The organism is Bacillus sp. UNC41MFS5 (assembly GCF_000686805.1).
Map to the genome: position 1 here is coordinate 303,222 of NZ_KK366020.1, position 21,221 is coordinate 324,442.

Sequence of the window (21,221 nt, forward strand, 5' to 3'; positions counted from 1 at the left end):
AAAAAAGAGGACTGGACAAGCGTGGAGAAAGGATTAATATTTTTTGGAAATGAATATTCCTAATCCAAATTCTGGAGTCATTTGACTGCTTTTTTTGTAGTTATATTTAAATAAAAAAACACCCTGGAAGGATGCTTTAAACTCGGATATTCAGGTTGTCAAAAAAATATCTACCCTAGTCACTACGGCTAGTTGTGCCACTATATTTATGTGAATGAGGATGATCCCCGTTAACAGTCGTTACTCCTTGAAATTTATGATAATGTCCACCTCCAGGCAAGGAAATAGCAGGACCCGTCACGCCTCGAATTTCATGTTTATGTCCATCTTCCATCGAAGTAACTGTAAAGTATTTATGGGAATGTTGTACTCCAGTAGGAGCAGGTTCCGTTGTCCCTGCATACCTATGGTCATGTCCGTTAATAATAGAAGTCACTCCCGAAAAATGATGTCTATGAATGGGTGCGCCGTTCCAAGACGTCAGATATAAGTGGTGAGAATGCTCAGAACTATTTGAATCGGTTGAATGAATGATAAACCCAGTAATCGGAATTTCCATGTGTTGTCCCCCTTTATTAATCGCTCCTACAATTTATGAAACAACTAAATCATTTATGTGCCTTTCACAGAATAAACATAAAGAAGTAAGAACCCATAATAGGAACTTCCTTTCATTATGTTCTTTCTCAAGCAGGTGGCTCAGAATACAAGCTTATGCTAAGAAAAAGGACAGATTATCCCAACCTGTCCTTAGCTCCTTCAAAAAAATGACATGTCACTTTTCTAATCTAGTAGCCAGTCATGAAAGAAGTGCCAACAATGATAAGCAATACGAAAAGTACAATGACTAACGCCATTGAGCTCATGTTTCTCACCCCATTTTGAAAGGTACTCTTTAAAACTTAAAGGTTACAAGACTAAGTTACTGCAAGGACGATAATTAATAGAATGAATAATACTACGATTAATACAAAAGTGCTGCCGCCGCCAAAACTCATGCCGCCGCCGTAACCACCATCGTATCCACAGCCCATATCTTTTCACCACCTATTAATTTTTGGGGCGGTAATAACCATCCCTTAGTATATTTTTTACAAAAGAAAATGATTGGACAAGATCTCGTTTTTTACAAAAAAAAGCAAACGTACTGAATTTTTCTTAGCTGGGGGTCAGCAAGTAGAACTTGGATTTTTCCAAAATGCTAGCTGATTGTCTTGAGTTACTATTTATTAACTAGGGGACAGGTATCCACACTTTGATACATATCGCATCATAGCTTATTTAAGGGAGTATAAGAGAGGAGGAAAGTTATTGGAGGATAATGATCATCGCCGAAAGCAGAATAAAGAAATCGACCTTTTTTCAAGAGTAATGTTTGGAAAACGTCAATCTAAAGACATAGATCATTCACAAGAAAGCTCGGATACCAGAGCAAAGCATAACCTTGATTGGTTGGGGCGTAGAAGAAAAGAAGCCGTAACAAGTAAAAAAGACCATCAGACTCAAACCACTCAGAATAAAGTGGAAAACTTTATGAACAATCTGGATATAGAATTGCTTTTTGAAACCTATGACACCATCAAAACAACAACAGAACAATATAAACCTTTAATTAAAGGAATGGCCCCATTCTTTAGTAAAATCACTGGTAAATTTAAAAAGTAGTAGCGAAGAGAAGGGAATACCTACATTTGCGGTGTAGGTATTTTCTACCTGATCCAGGCCTGAGTGCCTGGATCAGGTAGTTTTATCTAAATAAAGCTAATCGTGCCACAAATAAAAAAGACTCCCTCTTGAGGCTGTTGACAAATCCTTGTCAACAGCTTGCCTGGGAATACGTTTTTTTAAGCTTTTATTGTAGTATGAATTACCTACTTGATTATGATATAAAATACATAATTTTTACAAAAAATTGGATTTTTTGAGCCTTTTTGTAAAATGCGGTCAGGGTAAAACCTGGTGAACAGAAGATATGGGGCTATGGGATAATGGACAGTTATTTATTGGTAAAAAAGTAAATTCAAGTATTATAATACTATCAAAAGAGGGCGTTCTTATTAAAAGGGGGAATCTACATTGCAATTTTATTTTTATAATGAGAGCTTCAAAGATGCAATCGACCAGTATCAATTAGACGAGGAACAACTTCGCTTTACTGGCGAGCCCAAGGATTGTATTAAACTATCAAACGAAGATTCCGAGCGTTCTTCCATCTTAGCCATGGAAAACGATGAACTCGTCACTTTTTTCGTTTTACATATTAATGAGGGGGTCAAACCCTATTCGGACAATGAACAAGCCATTTTGTTAAGAGCTTTTTCAACCGATTTCCGTCACCAAGGCAAGGGCTTTGCGAAAAAGACATTAACGCAGTTACCTGCTTTTGTAAAAGAAAATTATCGTGAAATCAATGAAATGGTCTTAGCGGTTAACGTGGGAAACGAAGCAGCACAAGCATTATATGAAAAGTGCGGGTTTATAGACGAGGGGGAACGGCGAATGGGGCCAAAAGGTGAGCTGATTGTCATGAATTACTATTTATAAACCATCGGACAAGTATCCACACTTCGATTCATAACGTATCATAGCTTATCTAAGGTAGTGTAAGAGAGGAGGGAAATTATTGGAGGATAAGGAACATCAGCGAAAGTCGAAAAGAGAAATGGACCATTTTTCAAGAGTAATGTTTGGCAATCGTCAGCAAAGAGACAAATCCCATTCTAAAGACAGCTCGGAACCCAAAACAAATCGTAATGATGATTGGTTTTTTGGGCGCAGAAAAAAGCAGGATGAACACAAGCAGCAGGAACAGGAACAGTCTATTCAGGATAAAGTGGAAAACATCATGAACAATGTGGATATAGAATTGTTATTTGATACCTATGACACCATTGTAACAACAACCGAACAATATAAACCATTATTTAAAGGAATGGCTCCTTTCTTTAGTAAAATTACTGACGTATTTAAAAAGTAGTGGCGAAACGAGCAGCAAATAAAATGTTTAATTTATTGTCGTGGAATGTTAAGAATTAATTAAGAATAATGAACTATGATTAAGACAATCTTTTTCAAGAAAGACCCCCTTTGATATATTACTTGATGCCCTCGTGGATTGTTTTCGAACAGTCTGGAGGGCTATTTTTTTGGAAATCTCTGCATCCTTGCAATCCTTTTTTTACTTGCAGCTATAAGATGGGGAGATTGGAGAAATTGGAAGAGGTATTACCCTACCATTCTATTTTTTATCGGTGGCGACCTTTTGAAGAACACGATACTCCATGACCATCGTATGTGGAAATATCAAGAAACACTATTTTTAGAAGAGATATTTTACGGCCATTTAGTCATCAATCTCCTTGTCATGGCGGTCATTTATCCCTCTACAATCTTGATTTATCTTGGGAGGATGCCACTTGAAAAGGGAAAGCGAATCTTCTGGATTTTATTTTGGGTGTTCATTTATATAACCATAGAGTCCATTAATCTTCACTATGATGTGATCAATCATTACCATGGATGGAATATGTGGTGGTCGTTAATTTTTGATATCGTTATGTTTGTTATCTTTTGGATTCATCATAATAAACCACTGTTGGCTTGGGCATTTTCCATTACGTGGCTCATTATTTTGTGGAATATGTTTAATTTATCCCATAACTTGTTGAAATAAGGGGAGTTTATGAGTATATCCATCATATCATCCATCACTTTATTAATTCTCATTTCTTTTTGTGTTACACCCAAAAAAATGCACATATTTGAAATCATTTTTAATTGGCTGCTTGCCTGGCTTCTCATACACCCGTTATCTTGGATTATATATGTTAATTTAAAATGGATAACAGTATCGAAGAAATTAGTGGATTTTTGGACGTATGCTTGTGATCGATTGATTCTTATTCCGCTTCTGATAGTAATCTTTTTTGAGGTTTCATTGAGGTTCAATCGAAAAGCAGCAAAATGCATCACTCTAACCGTGGCGATTTTTATTTTAATGATAGATGAATACGTTTTGATTCAAGTGGGGGTTCTTCATAATGTGAAGTGGAATATTGTCTATTCTTTTATTGAAAAGGCCTTCATTCTTCTTGTTTCTTATTTTTTATGGATGAGATTTAGAAGGAAATTTTTTTAAGAGGAGTTTAGGTATCATGTTTTTATATTTACCAAAACACTTTGATGAAAATGAATGGTTCATAATCATTGCCCTGGTTTTGAGTATTTTCTTGGTGAGGTTGCCAAAAAAAATGCCTACTGAAGTTTCTTACCTAATCGTCCTATTAAGTCTCGCCATTCCTAATATCATCGACCATAGCATTGCTGCCATATCCCCTTTTGATGCATATCAAATCAATGATTCGGAGAAGTATGAAGTATTTGATGTTCTATTAAGCGGCGTGTATATTCCATTTGGGTATCTTTGTGTGTATTTTTATGAATGGCTTAGACCGAAGAAACTGAAGATTGTATTTTATATTCTTAGCTGGGCCCTCTTTGCTATCTGTACTGAGTTTGTTCTAGTAAAATTGAATGTCTTTACTTACCGTGGTTGGAAATTGATCTATTCGTTTCCTACCTATTTGCTGGTCATTTCTCTATTTTTAATTTATTATGAGTTCCTTCTATTTCATCATAAGAAAAAGGTGAAAAGAGAAAAAATTTCAATGACCTAATCCAGGCTCAACCGCCTGGATTTTTAGTTTGTGGAGGTTGGAAAGGGGCTCGATTACAACCCAACCCCAAACAACCTCAACTCCTCCGCATCATGCGGCAGCTTAATCATTCCTTCAAACGTCATCCCAATCTTCTCAAGAACACGAGCGGACCCAACATTGTCCTCAGAGGTGATTGCTACAATCCGCTTCAGACCCAGTCCATCTCTTGCGTACGCTAGCGTGGCCGCAGCCGCCTCAAAGCCATACCCCTTTCCTTGAAACCTGGTTAAAAAAGCAAAGCCAAGATCAACATCATCTAAACCATCTCGTTTAATCAATCCGCAAATCCCAATCGGGGTCCTGCTTTCATCCTTTAATTCCGTCAAAAATAGACCAAAGCCCAGTCGGGAGTACATCTCCATTGGTCCCGTTACAATATAGTTTCGAGCGTCATCTAACGTCCGCACCCCGCGATCACCGATGAAACGCACCCATGAAGGGTCATTCAGCAATTCGAGAATAAACGCGGTATCATCTGGTGTTAACCAACGAAGGATTAACTGATCCGTTTCCATCACCTTCAATAAAACACACCTCATTTCATAAAAAATGAATATCTACATCACACTATATCATGTCAAATTATCGTTTTGAAAATTTTTATAAACGGTTCAAATAGCATAGACGCTTATACCTAATAATTGTAAAATGAAAAATATGTCTAATGAAATAAGGAGTTTGATATGAAGGGGAATAAGAGTTTTATATATCTTTTAGTTATCTGTATGATCATGCCATTCTTTAATCCTTACTTACATGTAAAGGCCGAAACGGATTTAACAACAACAGAAAAGTTTTATATCGGAGATGAATATATTTCTGGCCACACATATATTAAAAATGCGAGAATTAAGGTTATGTCTGATAGTGGATTTCCTTTCATTTTCGGAGCGAAAACAAACGAAGATGGAGATTTTAAGCTGGTTTATAAATCTTATTATCGTAGTGTAGGAAGTGATATAAAGCTTGGAGTATATGATGAAAAAGGAACTCTAGTTGATACTGAAATAGTGACAATGCGGAGCGAAAGGCCCTTTCAAGTTTCACCTGTCAGCTCCGACACTGAAAGTATTACATTTTCTGGGAATGGTTTTTCGAGAGTTGATTTAGTTGCTAATGACAAAGTTTTAGCAACTTCCTCACAGCGGACTATGAAAGCTCCCAAATTGAATCCTGGAGAGTTTCTTACTTTTAATTTTCATTTATCAACAGGCGATATTGTGACCATCAAAAAGATCGTTTCTCTCTCTAATAAGGATATCTTTATTTATCCGATGTCTGATTCCTCTGAAAGAACAAAAGGGACTGTATCCATTCCTAATGCCCATTTGCTTTATTATGTTGATGATTTAGGATCTGCATATGAACAAAATAGATTAATAGAATTCTATGCTGACGAAAATGGGGATTTTAGTAAAGATAAAGGAGCGGGTGGAGTTGTTCCTTATTTTTATGTGTGTGTATTTGATCCGATTTTTGACAATTTTATTGGAAAGGGAGAACCCGAATATTTGCCAGCATTGCAAATTAATCCAATAACCAATCTTTCAACAGAGATTAGTGGCCGAGCAACCCCGAATCAAGGTATTGAGATAACTAATATAGACACGAATGAACAATTAGGGGTAACGACTACAGATGATTTTGGGTTCTATAAATTAGCAGTAAGCAATTTAGTTGCAGATGATTTTATTTCTGTAAAAGCTTATTCAAATGAAACAGGCAAATCAATTTCTCGTAAAACAGATGTCCAGAAGGTTTACATTAATGATATTAATGATGCATCCGAAATGATCACAGGCAATAGTTCATTTGGTACTAGTGTAACTGTCGAGGTTACTCCACCATCCATTCAACAGTTATCATTAAATGCATCAGCGTCAAAATCTAAGATCTATGGCCCATATCCCATTACGGAAGGAAGAGATTTTTCTTTGAAAACCGGAAGACTTGCTTCAGGTTCAAAAGTCTCTTTAACTTTCAAAAAGAATAGTGAAAACGTGACGATGCCAACCATGACAGTGAAAAAAGTGTTAACACCTGCACCGTCAAAATCAAACGTTGTAATTGTAAATAATAAAGGAAAAGCAGACATAGTCAAATTTAAAAACATGCCAGCAGGAGCAACAATAAAGGCCTATACGACAAAAACAGGCGGATTACCAGTTCGTTCACTAAAATTAACCACTACGTCGGCAGAACTTGTTTTTTCTCAATTAGGAAAAGTAAATGGAAGTTTATATGTTACCGTAACAAACCCTGGATTAAAAGAGAGTGATCGTGTAGCCATTAGTTACTTAGGTGAACAATCTGATACCATCTCTTCAAAGCAAGTGAAAACGACAAATAATAGAGGAAAGAGTGATATTGTTTCTGTTAGTAATATTGCTGTTTCTGACGTAATTAAAATATATTCTCGAACCAACCAATTACTAGCTTCTAAAAAAGTAATGAGCGGCAAATCTATCTCGCTTAGCTTAAGGCAGTTAGGTACTAAGGCTAGTTTTATGTACGTAACGATCACTAAAAACGGTATGCTAGAAAGTAAAAAAACGGCTATTTCATATAAGGGTGAAGTGACACAGGCTTTAAACAGCAAGAAAGTGAAAATTACCAATCACAAGAAAAAGAGTGATGTAATTACCGTTACTAACTTAAAGAAAAATGATCTGATTTACGTTTACAATTCAAAAAAGAAAAAATCGCTTCAAAGAAAGCAGCATCCTCATCCGTTTCAATTCGTATAAAGCAGATTGGGGTAAAAAAGGGATATGTATACTTAACAGTAAAAAGTGACGGTATGCTCGAAAGTTCAAAGGTAAAAGTAAACTTTAAAGGTGAATAGACGGAACCGGATAATTTTTAAAGATGTACTATTTGGTACATCTTTTTTGTTATGGGGTGCTTGTTAGAGGATTGAGGGTGAAAAAGCAAGTGGCAGATTAAAAATTTTCAGCCTACACAAGATGACAAGGTTTTTATAAAAAAAGGTAACTTAAGAGGAATAACTCGGGGTATTAATAATGGAGTAAAAACAATTAACATAGGAAGTGAATAACCATTGCAACCGCAAAAGAAATTATTACTTTTGTCAATAATAAGCAGCGTTTTAGTCATTTTAAATGGCTTTTTTCAATGGAATATCGTGGACATAATAACCCCATTTTTAATGTTACCATTGTGGCTAGTGTTGTTCGGATTTTTTATTGTTGTGACAGTGCTAGCCATTGTTCAATTGTTCAAATATAAAAATTGGCAGCCACTAGCTATCCAGATATTCACGATCCTATTTTTGTTCTACTTTCCTTTTACAGAAACGATGTTAGATTTAGATTTTAAAATGCACAAAGCGGATAGAGAAGAAGTAGTGAACATGGTGGAAAGTGGGGAGATAAAGTATAATGTCCCGGACAGTCCTTCACTCATTCGCCTGCCGAAACAATACGACCATCTTTCTAAGGGAGGTGGAGAGGTGATTGCGGTTCGAACCGGTGAGCACTTCACCATTCTTTTCTTTACTTTTCGAGGGCTTTTAGATAATTTCTCAGGATTTGTATACTCCCCCAACGGCAAAAAAGCGATAGAAAAGGATCTTGAAGAGGACTTTTTGGAAATAAAAAAGTATGCTAAAAATTGGTATTGGGTCAGTTCTTCTTAAAGCTCGACCGATGAAACCATTATCATAAAGGGGAGAGCATGATGACAACAACTTTTATAAAATTAAAAGAACCCACCTCAAGCATTGTCGAGGTGTTTAATCGCTGGGAAAACGACCCAGCATTAATTCCGTTAACACGCCCGAACCAGAACCAATCCGAATTGGATCGTCGTGAAAATATGACCCTCGAGGACTTAACCAAACGGATGGAAGACCACCACATCTATCTAATCTACCTGGATGACGAGTTGATCGGAGAAATGAATTATGTGGTTGATCCGCCGTATATGTTCAAAAAAGAGCCGGGTACTGCCTGGCTGGGTATCACGATTGGTGAATCCGCAGGGAGGGGCAAAGGGATTGGATACGCAGCCATTGAATATTTGGAGAAACAGGTTAAAAAACAGGGGCTGAAGCGAATTGAATTAGGCGTGTTTGAATTTAACGAACAGGCACAGAAACTCTATCAAAAACTGGGTTACACAGAAATCGGCCGGATCGACAATTTCACCTATTGGCAAGGGAAAATGTGGACGGATATTCGTATGGAGAAGTATCTATGAAATTCAACTCCGTATTAATCAGAAAAGAGGGCACCAGATATGGGTGCCCCAGGAGGATAGTAATAAGGTGGGACTTTGATCCAACCTCTTTTTCTCATTAAATCCTTTAAAGAGGCACCAAACTTCATTTGCTCTAACATAGCGTGAGTAAACATTGAAGCTACATCATTTCTTATCGATTGTGCTGCACTTGTAGCACAATGGACAATAGCGGCAACGGTTTTAATACTTAACCTATTCATGATTTCATCGTCGGTTAGTTTTGTTCCTAAAGGAACGCCGTCTGGATTGGATAAAGGCCGCTCTTCACTCGTTGGCGGTAAGTGAATGCCTTCTTTCATCATAAATTTCTTAAACCTCTGACCTTGTGTTTGGCATTGTTTTAAACTTTCATTTAAGCACCTGACGACATCATCATCTTTAGAAGTGTTTAATCCAATTTGGAGAAAAACACTAGACTCGTCCATAATGGTTTGATATGTCCAGCAAGCCATAACTTCACCTACGTGAAGTGGATTTTTCGGTTCACCATCTAGGCTCATTTGTAAGAAGTCTTTTAGTGATTCATATATAGAAGTCATGATTAGAACCTCCTTTCAAATTGGAGGAAATCGAACCTAGTTTAAATAGTTTAGGTATTTATAGGCTTACCCAGAGATTTAATTACTATGTATTGAAAGGGAGTAAAAAATGATTGATTAGATATTATGGAATTTTAATTTTGTCTACTTTATTATTAGTTTCCTCGATAGGTTACCTTGGTTTTACTTGTATCGAAAAATAGGGAAAAGTGAATATATCATTAATAATTTACCCAATAAAAAAAGAGCTTAATAGCTCTTACTTTAGTCCGTATCCGCCCCACCTACGCTAAATACGATGATGTCCACTATTACCATCCAACCCAGTATAATTATACAATAAAACGTTTACATATTCAATATATATACATATACTAATATATTCCAATTTATGTTCATTCTGAAATCAGCCTAGTTTTTTGTTATTAGAGAATAATTTCATTAGTAAAAAAGAACTCTAAAATTGGCTGCTAAAATTTAAGCTTTTTTAGTAAGTAACCAGCCATCATATTAATTTTGAACCTGCAAATCACAAAGGAGGAAATTTCATGACAAACCGTAATGACAACCGAAAACAGCCCCACACTGGAGGTAGTAAGGCCGCTGATACAGAATTTGGCGCAGAGTTGACACAAAGTAAAAAAGCAAGGAAAAAAGCAGCGCGAGAAAGTAAACAATAGGGGGAAATTCACAGGGACGGTTTTTGGGCTTTATTTACGGAGTTACTTAAGGCTACTAGGACCGTCCCTGTGGTCCAATCCAAGGTCCAAGTGTCCTCCCCCTTCATCAAATGCGTGCTTAAAGTCAAACGCAAAAGGAGTTGGTCCATGCTGAAGATAATAGTTGTACCTCTTGAAAGCCTCTTCCCAGGATACATCCTTCATCTTCTCCGTCCACCAGACCACATATGTAGGTTGCTTCTCTTGTTGAGATTCAATCCACTTGTTCCTGTCTCGTAAGGCTTGCTTATGTCGCCCTGAATAGGTAAAACGATATAAAGATTGAAGGCTTTTCCAGACGGTTAGTGTAAGAATAGGTAAACCATCTCCTTTAATCGTTTCCTCAGGGAATGGCACTCCATGAGAAGAAAACTCCTCTATAAGTTGCCCTGATCTAGAAGCCTGTCGCATGACTTCGTATCCCACTTCAAAAAACTCACGAGAAGCAGGATGTTCATACGGATGTTTTAGCCTGCCAACGGTATAAATCGCAACAAAAGACATAATAATCTCCTCATTTCCACTTTTAACCTACATATATTCAAGAAAGACTGGACTAATTCCAGTGCAGGGAATGGAAGAAGGATATTCTTCTATTTTATCGAATTATTGATAAACCAAAATAAAAGGGTGATAGGAATAGAAAAAATAGTAGACAACGATACGGTAACATCTATTGTCCATAAGCTTCGGAGCGCAGGTTGTGTTTTTGCTGAAGATGAGACGCAGTTACTTGTTTCAGAGGCACAATCTTTAGAAGACCTCATAAATAAGGTGGAAATGCGAGCCGATGGTTTACCAATTGAATACGTAATTGGATGGGCACAGTTCTGTGGTCTTCGGATTGAAGTGGAACGAGGAGTTTTTGTTCCTCGGCAGCGTACAAAATTTCTTGTAGGGCAGGCAAAAGAACTTGCTTGTTCTGGCGATATCGTCGTTGACCTCTGTTGTGGTTCAGGGGCTATAGGTGCGGCGCTGGCAGCTGCTATGGGAGATATTATGTTGTATGGCTCTGACATCGACCCTATTGCCATACGATGTGCAAGAAGAAACGTCACTAAATTCGGTGGTCGAATTTTTGAAGGTGACTTGTATAAAGCTTTACCACAATGGATGAAAGGTCATATAAATATACTTGTCGCTAACGTACCTTACGTTCCCACTAAAGCAATCGAACTGCTTCCGCTGGAAGCTCGTCTTTATGAACCAAATTTGGCTCTGGACGGAGGAGAGGATGGCCTAAATATTTTACGAAAATTGGTAAAAGAGGCTCCTTATTGGCTTGCTCCCGGAGGACACCTATTAATAGAGACGAGCGGAATACAGGCACCACAAACTTATGAGATTTTTACTAATACCGGATTGGCCGCTAAAGTAGTTAGAGACGTAGAACTAGACGCTACTGTTGTAATTGGAACCAATAAGTAAACGCCATGGGGACGGTTCTCATGGCTTTTTTCCGTCGTTAATTGTGGCCACCAGAACCGTCCCCATGGTCCACTGTCCTGCCGCAAAACAAAAACCGCCCATTATAAGGCGGTTTAGTTTTTCTGTCTAGAACGTTGTTTAGGATCTGTCCATATCTTATTAGTAAAATCGTTTAAAGCTCTCAAAATGGTCTATATAATACGGGCTTTGTAGATTGGAAATCATTACTCCATCATCGTTGGCGTGGATGAATTGGTTGTTGCCGAGGTATATTCCCAGATGGGAAATTCCTTTTTTATATGTATTTTCGAAAAAGACGATGTCGCCGACTTTCGGTGTGTCAACATAATAGGTGCGGTCATAGAAACCTTCCGCTGAATAACGGCCAATTTCCATTCCAGCTTGATTGGCCACATAATAGACGAACCCGCTGCAGTCAAAGCCAGAAGGCGTACTGCCGCCCCAGACATAAGGAGTACCCATAAGTTTCTTGGCACTTTCGATCATCTTTGTGGCAAGAGCAGTATTAACGGTAGGTTCTGTCTTTGTCCCAGGAACCTTTAGCTTTTGGCCGACAAAGATCCTATCGGAAGCTAATGTATTAAGTGCCTTCAATTCGCTAATTGTCAGCTTATATTTGCTCGCGATTTTTCCAAGGGTGTCGCCACTATGAACAATGTAATCCGTGGTTTCCTTAACAGCAGGAGTCGTTGGTGTTTTCGGCGGTGTGGTTGTCACTGGTTTTGTTGTCACTGGCTTCGCTGGAGTCGTAGTCGCTTTTTGGGCCGGAACCTTAAGCTTTTGGCCAGCATAAATCATATCGGATTTAAGTTTGTTCAGTGCCTTCAAGTTCGTCACAGAGGTTGAATGTTTCCCGGCAATCTTGCCAAGATAATCGCCTTTTTGGACAGTATACACACTAGTTGCTGTCGCTGTCGTTGTCGTCTGCGGCTTGGCTGACGTCGTCGTTACCGGTGTGGTTATTGTCGTCGTGGTTTGTTTCGGTGCTGAAACCTTTAACACCTGTCCGACATGGATAATCGTATTACTCAGTTTGTTCCACTGTTTTAGTTCAGCCAGGGTCACATGATACCGGTTGGCAATCTTAATCAAGGCATCACCTTTTACAACGGTGTAAGTGGTGGGCTGTGATGCTTGGGCCATTTTGCTCGCTACCGTGATCTTGAGCATTTGGTTAACTGAGATAAAATCGGACTTCAACCCATTTGCTGTTTTGATTTCTTTGATACTGGTATGATATTTACTCGCGATTTTCGATAAGGTATCGCCTTTTTGAACCTTGTATGTATCGGCCAGGGCCGTGCCTGTAAATACGGTCGAAAGCAGGGCAGCTGTCGATAAGGCACGAACAATAGTCTTCTTCACTAGCAAATCACCTCTTTTTTTTCACAGTTTTATTAATTTTACCATAGTTTGCTAGTGTTTCGGAGAAAAAGATGTAAATATTTCCTGAATTGTTAGTAAAAAAGGGTTTATTTGCTGAATTATCAAAATAATTTAGGTGCAAACCCTGTCAAAAGAACATGTGGAAATCGTTTCCTCACTAACCAGAACAAATTCTTACAAAATTCACTAAATTACAACAAAATTCTATGGAAATACATTTACATCTTTCTTGTAATCTAGTAAAATTGTCAATTAGTAAACTAAAGGAGGAAAAGAAAGGTGGATCGGTCGATAGAAGAAAGCTCCAAAGTAGATAATTTCTCAGAAATCGTGAGAAAAGCTTACGAAACGGGCGTTAACGAGCATGAAATCACCCTAGAAAAACTAATCGCAGACCTAAAAGCAGATTTGAAAAACTTAATGGTCGGTTAAATATATATATAAATATAAGATTGATATAGGCCACCGAGGTTATCTCGGTGGCTATTTGTGTGTTTTAGGGAATTGTCGGCGTGTATGATGCCTGAAGAGTTAAGAAATTTGATTGAATGGTAACCATAGGAAGCGACTAATGCCCGTGAAGGCAAAAAAATGGCTTCAACAGTAACTAGTCCAAGCGACTAATGCCCGTGAAGGCCAAAAAAAGACTTCAGCGGTAACTAGTCCAAGCGACTAATGCCCGTGAAGGTGAAAAAATGGCTTCAATGGTAACTAGTCCAAAAGCCACTGATACCCAATAAGGGAAAAGAGAAGAACAATTTTCGGGGATGAACCTTTGGTATAAACTATGAAATTATTGTCTATCCTTAAACTATAAAACTAGTTTGTAGGGGTGGTTATCGATGAGCAAAGAGGAATTAAATAAAATTATTGCTGTAAAAAAGATGGATTTAGAGGAGTGTGAACAAGAACTGAACAATCGTTACTATCCTTCTATAGTAAGAATGGCAATGACGAATTACATATTAATCTTACAAGAACAATTAGAAAAGTATAACAACGATCGTATTAATTTATAGTAAGGCATATTATCTTTTTTGCTTTTGTGGGACTTGGTTTATTCAGGATGTATGGAAATATGAATGATTTTCATCAGATAGGATCGCCGCGGCGGTCTTTTTCTATAACCAAAAGGATTCAGGACAATACTTGGAAATAATCACCATAAATTTGGAGATAGTAAATATGAGGTGATTTGTGTGAGTTCGGTGATAAAGAATTTTGATTTACATGCGCAAGGGAATTGGCTGCCGATCAGTGTATCGTTGCTTTTGCTTTTAATTGCCCTTTTTATGCCCAAAAAAGAAATCGGTTGGAGAGAGTGGTATATTACATTTGGAGTGATTGGTTATTTTGCCTGGATTGGTGATTCCTTGATTGGAAGAATGTTTGATCTAGTTGATTTTGGCCACCCGAATGTTACGGGAATAGGTGAGTTTTTAAGTTACAGTATCATTCCTTCGGCGCTGTCTGTTATGTATTTAAACTATTTTAAGAAAACAAATAAATGGACTCTAGTTATTATTTTTACCATCATTGCTACACTAATTGAATGGGGAATGAGGAAAGTGGGGTATATAAAGCCTCATGGCTGGAGTTTCTTCATTTCAATACCGTTGTATTTTGTGGTATTTAGCTTTTTCCTTCCTTTACACAGGAAAATAATAAGATGCAAATCCTCGTAATGCATCAAAATGAGGTTCTCTTGGAACTCACTCCTTTTTAAAAAAGTGTCTTGTCCTTAATCGAGTAACAAGCAAAAGTAAATTAAGCGGAGATTTTTCGGTTAAATGCAGAATGGAGCTCGTTTCGGGATAAATAAGGGGAGATTTTCCGTTTATGCAAAGCAAAATCTCCCATTTTCGAATTTTTCGAGTCAATAGGCGGAATTTCTCCGTCTATGTATCAGCTTGGGTGCTTAACCTGATCCCCCAACCGATAAGTGCGGATGCGGGAATCAGCAGTCCCCTTATTAATATGTTTCATAAATCACTTTCCCTGTCTGGGATGTATCATAGTCGCCTAAAGAGTTAACTTCAGACTGAAAATGGCTCGATGATAAAATTTCCTTGACGGTGTTTATTAGTCGTTCCGTTTTGTGGGTTTTTATAATAACCAGGTCATACTGTTCTGTTATTAATGGAACAAAATCAACTCCCACTATTTTCGCGGCTTTTTCAATTCCCACACCTATATCAGCTATTCCAGTCGAGACAGGGGAAGCCACACTTAAATGGTTGCTCTCTTCGTGGTCATAACCCTTTATGTTCCTAGAAGGAATCTCGTTGATTCTGAGTTGTTCATCAAGAAGGATTCGTGCTCCTGATCCTTTTTCTCGATTAATAATTTTCACATCTTCTCGTTTTAAATCAGTCCAAGAGGTGAGGTTTAATGGGTTGCCCTTTTTAACGTAAAAACCTGCTTTTCTCGAGAGGAGGTTGATTAAAATAAAAGGAAATCCCACTAATATTTTTTTTATATAGGGTAGATTATACTCGCCTGTATCCCCATCAAACAGATGTAAGCTAACGATGTCACCATCTCCATTGTACATGGAGATTAGGCTGTTTAAACTTCCCGTAAAAGATCTTAATGGTTTATAGGCTGAGTTTTTCTCGATGTGTTTACCTAATATATCTAAAACTAGGTCCTGTCCGCTAATGACAATGTTAAGGGATTCCTTTGTTTCGTTCCTGTGAGAATCGGCAACAGAGGGTGGGAATGTAGTATTCTGATTCGTTTTATGATTTTTTATATAATTGTCCAAGTCTTTTGAATCAATTCTCATTTGTCTACCTACACGGAATACAGGTAGTTGCCCTTTTTTAACAAGGTCATAAAGGGTTAATTTCGATACCTTTAATAGCTGCGACACCTCTTCGATCGTATAGGAAAGTTCCTTTGACATTTACATCCCTCCAACTTTTATTTTACTTAATAGCTGTTAAAAAGTATATTCCAGATAAAAAAATGAGAAATGTGATTTTTCTTCTATTCATTTTAGTTATAACTAATTACAATAAGTTATAACTAGTTATAATTAGTTAGTAGGGGAGAGTGGGATAATGAAAAAACGAAATCTTTTAATTTACTCAATGATGCTATTATTACTGGTTTTATGTGGGTGTTCAGCTAATGAACAAACGAAAAAGCCTGAGGAACAGAATCAAAAAGTTTCTGAAAAGAAAGTGGAGTTGACGATTTCAGCAGCTGCTAGTTTACAAGAAGCCTTAAATGAGATTAAAACAACCTTTGAGAAGGAACATTCTAATGTGAAAGTAAACTATAACTTTGGAGCTTCAGGAGCGCTTCAACAACAAATTTCTCAAGGAGCACCTGTCGATCTTTTCTTCTCAGCCGCGGAGGATAAATTCGATAAACTGGTGCAAGACGGACTAATCGACAAGTCAAAAGGTATAGATCTAGTTGGAAATGAACTAGTATTAGTCGTACCAAACGATTCAAAGAAAGAGATTAAAGGATTCGAGGACCTTTCCAAAACCGATAAAATTTCCATTGGTACCCCAGAAGCAGTGCCTGCAGGACAATATGCGAAGGAAACATTAGAAAAATTAAATGTTTGGAAAGCAATTGAAGGAAAAGTGGTTTATGCAAAGGATGTTAGACAGGTGCTTACATATGTAGAGACGAACAATGTGGACGCAGGAATTGTATATAAAACAGATGCTATGGTTTCTCAAAAAGCAAAAGTTGTTGCTACAGCAGCAGAAGATACGCACGCCCCTATTATTTATCCATTAGGTGTGATTAAGAAAAGCAGCCATCCTAAAGAAGCCCAACTATTCTATGATTATCTTCAAAATGAAACATCAATGAAAACGTTTGAGAAGTATGGTTTTAAAGGAATAAACTAATAGACAATGACAACTGAGTTTTGGTCACCAGTCAGACTATCCATCGAGATAGCAGCAGTCTCTGGTGTATGGGTTTTAATTTTAGGATTATTTTTTGGGAAGGTGATGGCTAATACGAAATTTAAAGGGAAGACCTTAGTTGAAACAGTTTTCCTTTTACCGCTGGTATTGCCGCCTTCTGTCGTAGGTTTCTTGTTAATTGTTATATTTGGAAGGAATAGTCCCATCGGACAAATGTTAGAAGAATTGTTTAAACAACCTGTTATGTTTACGTGGTGGGCAGCTGTAATTGCTTCTTCTGTTGTCGCTTTCCCTCTTATGTATCAATCTGCTAAGACAGGGTTTGAAGCTATTGATGGAGAAATTGAGCATGCAGCTCGTGTGGACGGGGCAAATGAGTTCAAATTATTTATGTTTATTTCCATGCCACTTGCACGTAAAGCGATCATTTCGGGTGCAATATTGAGTTTTGCGAGAGCGTTGGGGGAGTTTGGAGCGACTTTAATGTTTGCTGGAAACATCCCAGGAAAAACCCAAACCATTCCAACTGCTATTTATGTAGCTATTGATTCCGGCAATATGGAATTGGCTTGGTTATGGGTATCGAGTATGATCGGTATTTCATTTTTAATGTTGCTATTCGTGCACAATATGAAATCCTGAAGATATATATAGTAAAAAAAGAAGGTTGCTGAATTCAGCACCTTCTTTTTGTGTGACTAATTACTGCATTGAAATCCAGACACTCTTAACTTCTGTATAGTTATTAAGGGCATAGGATCCCATTTCACGTCCAATACCAGATTGCTTATATCCGCCAAATGGTGATGCAGCATCAAATGCATTGTAGCAGTTTACCCAAACAGTTCCAGCACGGAGCTTGTTTGCGATATAATGTGCATTAGCAACATCGCGTGTCCACACGCCAGCAGCCAGTCCATATTCGCTATTGTTCGCACGATTAATTAATTCATCCAAATCGTCATAAGGCATGGCAGAAATAACAGGTCCAAAGATTTCCTCCTTGGCAATCGTCATTTCATCGCGTACATCGGCAAAAATAGTAGGGGAGACAAAGTAACCCTGCTCCTGAGGACGGTCACCGCCCACTACAAGCTGTGCGCCTTCGTTTAGTCCCTTCTCAATATAACTTAGTACACGGTTTTGCTGCTCGACTGAAACAAGAGGTCCAATTTCTGTATCAGCATGGATTCCGGCACCTTGTCTAATCGTTTTCGCATGTGAAGCCATATCAGCAACCACATTATCAAAGTGTTTCTTTTGAATGAACACGCGGGAACCTGCACAGCAAACCTGACCTTGGTTGAACATAACACCATTAAGAGCACCTGGAATTGCCTTGGATAAATCAGCATCTGGAAGGATGATGTTTGGCGATTTTCCTCCAAGCTCAAGTGTCACTCGCTTCAATGTTTTAGAGGCATTTGACATGATCATTTTTCCGACTTCAGTGGAACCGGTGAAAGCAATTTTATCAACTAAAGGATGGTCAACAAGCGGTTGACCTGCAGTTTCTCCAAAACCAGGAACGATGTTGACCACACCTGCTGGGAACCCGGCTTCTTGAATTAATTCAGCCAAATAGAGCGCTGATAGCGGCGTTTGCTCAGCTGGCTTTAGAACAATGGTACAGCCAGTTGCAAGAGCAGCCCCGAGCTTCCACATGGCCATTAAGAGAGGGAAATTCCAAGGAATAATTTGCCCAACTACGCCCACAGCCTCATGACGTGTATAGTTTAAGAATGGTCCATTAACAGGAATGGTTTGTCCAACAATCTTCGTAGACCAGCCTGCATAATATCGCATATGCTCGACTGCCAAAGGAATATCTGCATTAGTTGTTTCTCGAATGGGCTTGCCGTTATCCAAGGTCTCTAACTGCGCTAGTTCCTCACTGTTTTCCTCCATCAAATCGGCAAGCTTGTACATAAGCCGGCTTCGATTAGAAGCACTCATTTTCGACCATGGACCTTCATCAAATGCTTTACGTGCAGCTTTAACAGCAAGGTCAATATCTTCTACACCTGCTTCATAAACACATGCTAATACCTCACCGGTTGCCGGGTTATATGTATCGAAGGTTTTTTGCGATTTGCTCTCAACAAATTCACCATTAATAAATAATTTTTTCTTCCCACGCAGGAACTTTTCTACCTTTTCTTTTAGAGCGACTGTTAATTGAGTCATATAATTCCTCCTAAAATATTAGTTTTTCTTTCCATTAGTGAATGGACTGGGAAGTGTTTCCATCGAAAATGATAACACTATGAAAATATGAAAACAACAATTAATTATATAAATATTCTGATAATTTTTGATAAAAACAGTCAATTGGGCATGATTTAACCTCCAAAACCTTCCATATACAGATAAATATCAACAAAACTTAACGAAACCAAACAAAACTCAACAAGATTTAACAAAACTTAATGAAACTTAACAAAAGTCATTGTGGTTTACAACATCATAGATTACAATTTTTTTCAATACATGATTAATTTGGGTGATCCTTTCTAAAATGTAAATCAACGAATGAGGCGTGAGAAAACATGTCGATTAATGTGGAAATACAGGAACAGCGTGTTTTGCAACTATATTTAAGTATCGCTTTAGGTGGAAATTCATATTTACATCCTTACATAGATGACTGCTATCGAAAAAAGGAATGGGATTATTATGAAGCGTATCAAAGTAGTGGATTGAAAGAAGAACCACTTTTCTCCATGTACTGTACAAGAAACGAGGAGAAAATCAGGCAAGTAGCCGGTATCATAGAGTGGAGCCGTATAAACCAAGAGTTTTCTCAGATTGATTACCTTATTAAAAAAGGCTATAAATTTGTCTATCAATATTTACAACAGCATCAACAAATCGATTTTGAACATTTTACGAGAAGTTATGCAAAAAGGCATAAGAGCAAAGTTATAAAGGAAATAGAGTTAATTTACCAAAATATTATTCTCTGGTACCTATGTGAACGCGAAAATAAACCTTGAATGAGTATATACGTTCTAGGAAAATAATTATTATTGGCGGCTCCCTCAATTGGCAGCAGAAATTAAAAGAGACTTTCCCAACCATTGAATTTTTTGAAGTTGATGAAAAGAACAGAGATATTTCAAAGATTAAAAGAGTCGATGCAGTTTTTATTAATACAACGATATTTGCCCATTCATTTTACAAAAAAATTATGAAGGAATTGAGTAAAAAGGAAACACCACTGTTTTATTTAAGCGGGCAAAATAATATCGAGAAAACCACTTTAGAAATTTATCAATGGTTAACAGAATAAACAGCGACAAGGGAAATAAACCTTGTCGCTGTTTCTATTGCAGATGATGATTGTCTTTTAATAGTAGAGCAATGTTAGTTTTCGTTCCCTGGTTTATAAGTAGTAATACTCTCATCATGGTCTGTTTTAATATCAAACTCAACGTCACCTTTTTGATTATAGGTAGCTAATGTGATTTTATGTAGATCTTCTTCCTTGAGTTGATGATTCATCATTTGGGAATACAGCCAATCCAAATTTTTATGAACGAACTTTAAATTTTGCTGGACGATATCCCCGTCCATAATTAAGGGGATGGAAATAAAGGTAGGACTAGGTTGAAGATTTAGGTCGCTGGGTTGTAATGGTCTTTTATCAGATTTGGGGATGATACTTACCTGCCCAGACTCCTCCATAACCGCCATTTCCACATCTAATATATTTGTATATCCCTTTGTTCGCAGGATACCTTGAAGTTCTTCAACCGTTAAGCGAACTCTTGCTAACCCTTTTTCGTCGATGTCCCCTCCCCGAATTAAACAAGTAGGGCTGTGAGAGATCCAATACTTCAACTTGTTGACCAATGCCAGTCTCGATAAAATGATATATAAAAGAGCAATTGCAAAAGAATACCAAGCAGCTGACCAGTTGTTTTTTGAAACAATGGGTTCAGTTATGGCCGTTCCCATAATCTGTATAAACATCAAGTCGAAGGCCGTCATTTGCGCGACTGATCTCTTTCCAGCAAACTTAACCAATAAAAACCCTAAAGAAAACACCATAAAAGGTGTCCATAAATAATCATTTAAGAACGTCACTTTTCAATATTAGCCTCCTTAAAACCCTCCTTACCATTATTCCTAGTCTAAGCAGGAATAAACTTAGAAATTATATAAGGGAGGGTTCCCACCGTTTACTGCTAGGGGAAAAATTAAAGCCAAAGGGCTCTTTTTAGTATCGAAATTGTTCAATTATCGTGG

Annotated in this window: 28 protein-coding genes; 18 read left to right on the forward strand and 10 right to left on the reverse strand. The window is 37.7% G+C overall.

The features are described from left to right. Positions 1-175: 175 nt before the first annotated feature. The 3 genes from BR30_RS0130245 to BR30_RS36400 all read right to left on the reverse strand — a co-directional run bounded on the left by BR30_RS0130245 (position 176) and on the right by BR30_RS36400 (position 1,034). Positions 176-559, reverse strand: coding sequence for a YmaF family protein (locus tag BR30_RS0130245; protein WP_026568306.1), 384 nt, complete (start codon positions 557-559; stop codon positions 176-178). Positions 560-788: 229 nt separating this feature from the next. Continuing rightward, positions 789-866, reverse strand: a complete 78-nt coding sequence (locus BR30_RS36395; RefSeq protein WP_155928981.1) for a YjcZ family sporulation protein — start codon at positions 864-866, stop codon at positions 789-791. Positions 867-917: 51 nt separating this feature from the next. Further along, on the reverse strand, positions 918-1,034 hold the full coding sequence (locus tag BR30_RS36400) for a YjcZ family sporulation protein (protein ID WP_081825635.1): 117 nt from the start codon (positions 1,032-1,034) through the stop codon (positions 918-920). 277 nt (positions 1,035-1,311) lie between these two features. Here BR30_RS36400 and BR30_RS0130255 point away from each other — a divergent pair, with 277 nt between their 5' ends. The 6 genes from BR30_RS0130255 (at position 1,312) to BR30_RS34910 (ending at position 4,676) form a co-directional block, all read left to right on the forward strand. Further along, positions 1,312-1,665 (forward strand): hypothetical protein, encoded by a 354-nt coding sequence (locus tag BR30_RS0130255; protein ID WP_026568307.1) that lies wholly within the window; start codon positions 1,312-1,314, stop codon positions 1,663-1,665. 411 nt (positions 1,666-2,076) lie between these two features. Beyond that, positions 2,077-2,544: a GNAT family N-acetyltransferase gene (locus BR30_RS0130260; protein WP_026568308.1), complete on the forward strand. Its 468-nt coding sequence runs from the start codon at positions 2,077-2,079 to the stop codon at positions 2,542-2,544. 79 nt (positions 2,545-2,623) lie between these two features. After that, positions 2,624-2,977: a hypothetical protein gene (locus tag BR30_RS0130265; protein ID WP_026568309.1), complete on the forward strand. Its 354-nt coding sequence runs from the start codon at positions 2,624-2,626 to the stop codon at positions 2,975-2,977. Positions 2,978-3,115: 138 nt separating this feature from the next. Continuing rightward, the gene (locus BR30_RS0130270) at positions 3,116-3,673 is read left to right on the forward strand and encodes a CBO0543 family protein (RefSeq protein WP_331280820.1); all 558 of its coding nucleotides are present in this window, start codon (positions 3,116-3,118) and stop codon (positions 3,671-3,673) included. Positions 3,674-3,682: 9 nt separating this feature from the next. After that, positions 3,683-4,138: a hypothetical protein gene (locus BR30_RS38270; RefSeq protein ID WP_026568311.1), complete on the forward strand. Its 456-nt coding sequence runs from the start codon at positions 3,683-3,685 to the stop codon at positions 4,136-4,138. A 16-nt stretch (positions 4,139-4,154) separates the two neighbouring features. Further along, complete coding sequence (locus tag BR30_RS34910) at positions 4,155-4,676, forward strand: hypothetical protein (RefSeq protein ID WP_051633847.1); 522 nt, start codon at positions 4,155-4,157, stop codon at positions 4,674-4,676. A gap of 53 nt (positions 4,677-4,729) precedes the next feature. Here BR30_RS34910 and BR30_RS0130285 read toward each other — a convergent pair whose 3' ends face one another. Further along, on the reverse strand, positions 4,730-5,242 hold the full coding sequence (locus BR30_RS0130285; protein ID WP_026568312.1) for a GNAT family N-acetyltransferase: 513 nt from the start codon (positions 5,240-5,242) through the stop codon (positions 4,730-4,732). Between the two features lie 159 nt (positions 5,243-5,401). Between BR30_RS0130285 and BR30_RS0130290 the strand changes: the two genes are divergently transcribed. From BR30_RS0130290 to BR30_RS0130300, 3 genes are all read left to right on the forward strand, one after another. Next, positions 5,402-7,465: a hypothetical protein gene (locus tag BR30_RS0130290; protein ID WP_026568313.1), complete on the forward strand. Its 2,064-nt coding sequence runs from the start codon at positions 5,402-5,404 to the stop codon at positions 7,463-7,465. Between the two features lie 572 nt (positions 7,466-8,037). After that, entirely contained in the window at positions 8,038-8,376 is a 339-nt protein-coding gene (locus BR30_RS38275; RefSeq protein WP_231507861.1) for a hypothetical protein, read from the forward strand. Between the two features lie 41 nt (positions 8,377-8,417). After that, on the forward strand, positions 8,418-8,939 hold the full coding sequence (locus BR30_RS0130300; RefSeq protein WP_026568315.1) for a GNAT family N-acetyltransferase: 522 nt from the start codon (positions 8,418-8,420) through the stop codon (positions 8,937-8,939). A gap of 14 nt (positions 8,940-8,953) precedes the next feature. Here the strand turns inward: BR30_RS0130300 and BR30_RS0130305 are convergent, their stop codons facing one another. Next, positions 8,954-9,520, reverse strand: coding sequence for a DUF3231 family protein (locus BR30_RS0130305; protein WP_026568316.1), 567 nt, complete (start codon positions 9,518-9,520; stop codon positions 8,954-8,956). A 548-nt stretch (positions 9,521-10,068) separates the two neighbouring features. Between BR30_RS0130305 and BR30_RS38610 the strand changes: the two genes are divergently transcribed. Beyond that, positions 10,069-10,200 (forward strand): hypothetical protein, encoded by a 132-nt coding sequence (locus BR30_RS38610; protein WP_269320664.1) that lies wholly within the window; start codon positions 10,069-10,071, stop codon positions 10,198-10,200. Positions 10,201-10,242: 42 nt separating this feature from the next. Here BR30_RS38610 and BR30_RS34915 read toward each other — a convergent pair whose 3' ends face one another. Then, positions 10,243-10,743 (reverse strand): DUF3291 domain-containing protein, encoded by a 501-nt coding sequence (locus BR30_RS34915; RefSeq protein ID WP_051633848.1) that lies wholly within the window; start codon positions 10,741-10,743, stop codon positions 10,243-10,245. Positions 10,744-10,887: 144 nt separating this feature from the next. Between BR30_RS34915 and BR30_RS0130320 the strand changes: the two genes are divergently transcribed. Beyond that, the gene (locus BR30_RS0130320; protein ID WP_051633862.1) at positions 10,888-11,667 is read left to right on the forward strand and encodes a putative protein N(5)-glutamine methyltransferase; all 780 of its coding nucleotides are present in this window, start codon (positions 10,888-10,890) and stop codon (positions 11,665-11,667) included. A gap of 159 nt (positions 11,668-11,826) precedes the next feature. Here the strand turns inward: BR30_RS0130320 and BR30_RS0130325 are convergent, their stop codons facing one another. Then, positions 11,827-13,053 (reverse strand): C40 family peptidase, encoded by a 1,227-nt coding sequence (locus tag BR30_RS0130325; RefSeq protein WP_026568318.1) that lies wholly within the window; start codon positions 13,051-13,053, stop codon positions 11,827-11,829. A gap of 300 nt (positions 13,054-13,353) precedes the next feature. Between BR30_RS0130325 and BR30_RS37110 the strand changes: the two genes are divergently transcribed. The 3 genes from BR30_RS37110 (at position 13,354) to BR30_RS0130340 (ending at position 14,759) form a co-directional block, all read left to right on the forward strand. Further along, entirely contained in the window at positions 13,354-13,506 is a 153-nt protein-coding gene (locus BR30_RS37110; protein WP_155928959.1) for a YwzD family small protein, read from the forward strand. A gap of 410 nt (positions 13,507-13,916) precedes the next feature. Further along, complete coding sequence (locus tag BR30_RS37115) at positions 13,917-14,093, forward strand: hypothetical protein (protein ID WP_155928961.1); 177 nt, start codon at positions 13,917-13,919, stop codon at positions 14,091-14,093. Positions 14,094-14,273: 180 nt separating this feature from the next. Beyond that, complete coding sequence (locus tag BR30_RS0130340) at positions 14,274-14,759, forward strand: hypothetical protein (protein ID WP_026568319.1); 486 nt, start codon at positions 14,274-14,276, stop codon at positions 14,757-14,759. A gap of 287 nt (positions 14,760-15,046) precedes the next feature. Here BR30_RS0130340 and BR30_RS0130345 read toward each other — a convergent pair whose 3' ends face one another. Continuing rightward, entirely contained in the window at positions 15,047-15,982 is a 936-nt protein-coding gene (locus BR30_RS0130345) for a substrate-binding domain-containing protein (RefSeq protein ID WP_026568320.1), read from the reverse strand. A 157-nt stretch (positions 15,983-16,139) separates the two neighbouring features. On the opposite strand from BR30_RS0130345, the gene modA reads away from it, so the two are divergent. Then, complete coding sequence (gene modA / locus BR30_RS0130350; RefSeq protein ID WP_026568321.1) at positions 16,140-16,949, forward strand: molybdate ABC transporter substrate-binding protein; 810 nt, start codon at positions 16,140-16,142, stop codon at positions 16,947-16,949. A gap of 6 nt (positions 16,950-16,955) precedes the next feature. Then, a complete protein-coding gene (gene modB / locus BR30_RS0130355; RefSeq protein WP_026568322.1) occupies positions 16,956-17,612 on the forward strand; it encodes a molybdate ABC transporter permease subunit in 657 nt (218 codons plus the stop codon). A 60-nt stretch (positions 17,613-17,672) separates the two neighbouring features. On the opposite strand, the gene BR30_RS0130360 is transcribed toward modB, so the two are convergent. Next, positions 17,673-19,157, reverse strand: coding sequence for an aldehyde dehydrogenase family protein (locus BR30_RS0130360; RefSeq protein WP_026568323.1), 1,485 nt, complete (start codon positions 19,155-19,157; stop codon positions 17,673-17,675). Positions 19,158-19,519: 362 nt separating this feature from the next. Here BR30_RS0130360 and BR30_RS0130365 point away from each other — a divergent pair, with 362 nt between their 5' ends. Continuing rightward, positions 19,520-19,966, forward strand: a complete 447-nt coding sequence (locus tag BR30_RS0130365) for a hypothetical protein (RefSeq protein WP_026568324.1) — start codon at positions 19,520-19,522, stop codon at positions 19,964-19,966. Next, positions 19,963-20,262, forward strand: coding sequence for a hypothetical protein (locus tag BR30_RS0130370; protein WP_026568325.1), 300 nt, complete (start codon positions 19,963-19,965; stop codon positions 20,260-20,262). The genes BR30_RS0130365 and BR30_RS0130370 overlap by 4 nt, the downstream gene beginning before the upstream one ends. Before the next feature lie 74 nt (positions 20,263-20,336). Here the strand turns inward: BR30_RS0130370 and BR30_RS0130375 are convergent, their stop codons facing one another. After that, positions 20,337-21,059 (reverse strand): DUF421 domain-containing protein, encoded by a 723-nt coding sequence (locus BR30_RS0130375; protein WP_026568326.1) that lies wholly within the window; start codon positions 21,057-21,059, stop codon positions 20,337-20,339. Positions 21,060-21,221 lie beyond the last annotated feature (162 nt).

Excerpts from the sequence above, each read along its gene's own strand:
- BR30_RS0130360 (WP_026568323.1), bottom strand. The coding sequence starts at position 19,157 with ATGACTCAATTAACAGTCGCTCTAAAAGAAAAGGTAGAAAAGTTCCTG.
- BR30_RS34910 (WP_051633847.1), top strand. The coding sequence starts at position 4,155 with ATGTTTTTATATTTACCAAAACACTTTGATGAAAATGAATGGTTCATA.
- BR30_RS34915 (WP_051633848.1), bottom strand. The coding sequence starts at position 10,743 with ATGTCTTTTGTTGCGATTTATACCGTTGGCAGGCTAAAACATCCGTAT.
- BR30_RS36400 (WP_081825635.1), bottom strand. The coding sequence starts at position 1,034 with ATGGGCTGTGGATACGATGGTGGTTACGGCGGCGGCATGAGTTTTGGC.
- BR30_RS36395 (WP_155928981.1), bottom strand. The coding sequence starts at position 866 with ATGAGCTCAATGGCGTTAGTCATTGTACTTTTCGTATTGCTTATCATT.
- BR30_RS38610 (WP_269320664.1), top strand. The coding sequence starts at position 10,069 with ATGACAAACCGTAATGACAACCGAAAACAGCCCCACACTGGAGGTAGT.
- BR30_RS38275 (WP_231507861.1), top strand. The coding sequence starts at position 8,038 with ATGTTAGATTTAGATTTTAAAATGCACAAAGCGGATAGAGAAGAAGTA.
- modA (WP_026568321.1), top strand. The coding sequence starts at position 16,140 with ATGAAAAAACGAAATCTTTTAATTTACTCAATGATGCTATTATTACTG.
- BR30_RS38270 (WP_026568311.1), top strand. The coding sequence starts at position 3,683 with ATGAGTATATCCATCATATCATCCATCACTTTATTAATTCTCATTTCT.
- BR30_RS0130365 (WP_026568324.1), top strand. The coding sequence starts at position 19,520 with ATGTCGATTAATGTGGAAATACAGGAACAGCGTGTTTTGCAACTATAT.
- BR30_RS0130290 (WP_026568313.1), top strand. The coding sequence starts at position 5,402 with ATGAAGGGGAATAAGAGTTTTATATATCTTTTAGTTATCTGTATGATC.
- modB (WP_026568322.1), top strand. The coding sequence starts at position 16,956 with ATGACAACTGAGTTTTGGTCACCAGTCAGACTATCCATCGAGATAGCA.
- BR30_RS37115 (WP_155928961.1), top strand. The coding sequence starts at position 13,917 with ATGAGCAAAGAGGAATTAAATAAAATTATTGCTGTAAAAAAGATGGAT.
- BR30_RS0130300 (WP_026568315.1), top strand. The coding sequence starts at position 8,418 with ATGACAACAACTTTTATAAAATTAAAAGAACCCACCTCAAGCATTGTC.
- BR30_RS0130345 (WP_026568320.1), bottom strand. The coding sequence starts at position 15,982 with ATGTCAAAGGAACTTTCCTATACGATCGAAGAGGTGTCGCAGCTATTA.
- BR30_RS0130245 (WP_026568306.1), bottom strand. The coding sequence starts at position 559 with ATGGAAATTCCGATTACTGGGTTTATCATTCATTCAACCGATTCAAAT.
- BR30_RS0130305 (WP_026568316.1), bottom strand. The coding sequence starts at position 9,520 with ATGACTTCTATATATGAATCACTAAAAGACTTCTTACAAATGAGCCTA.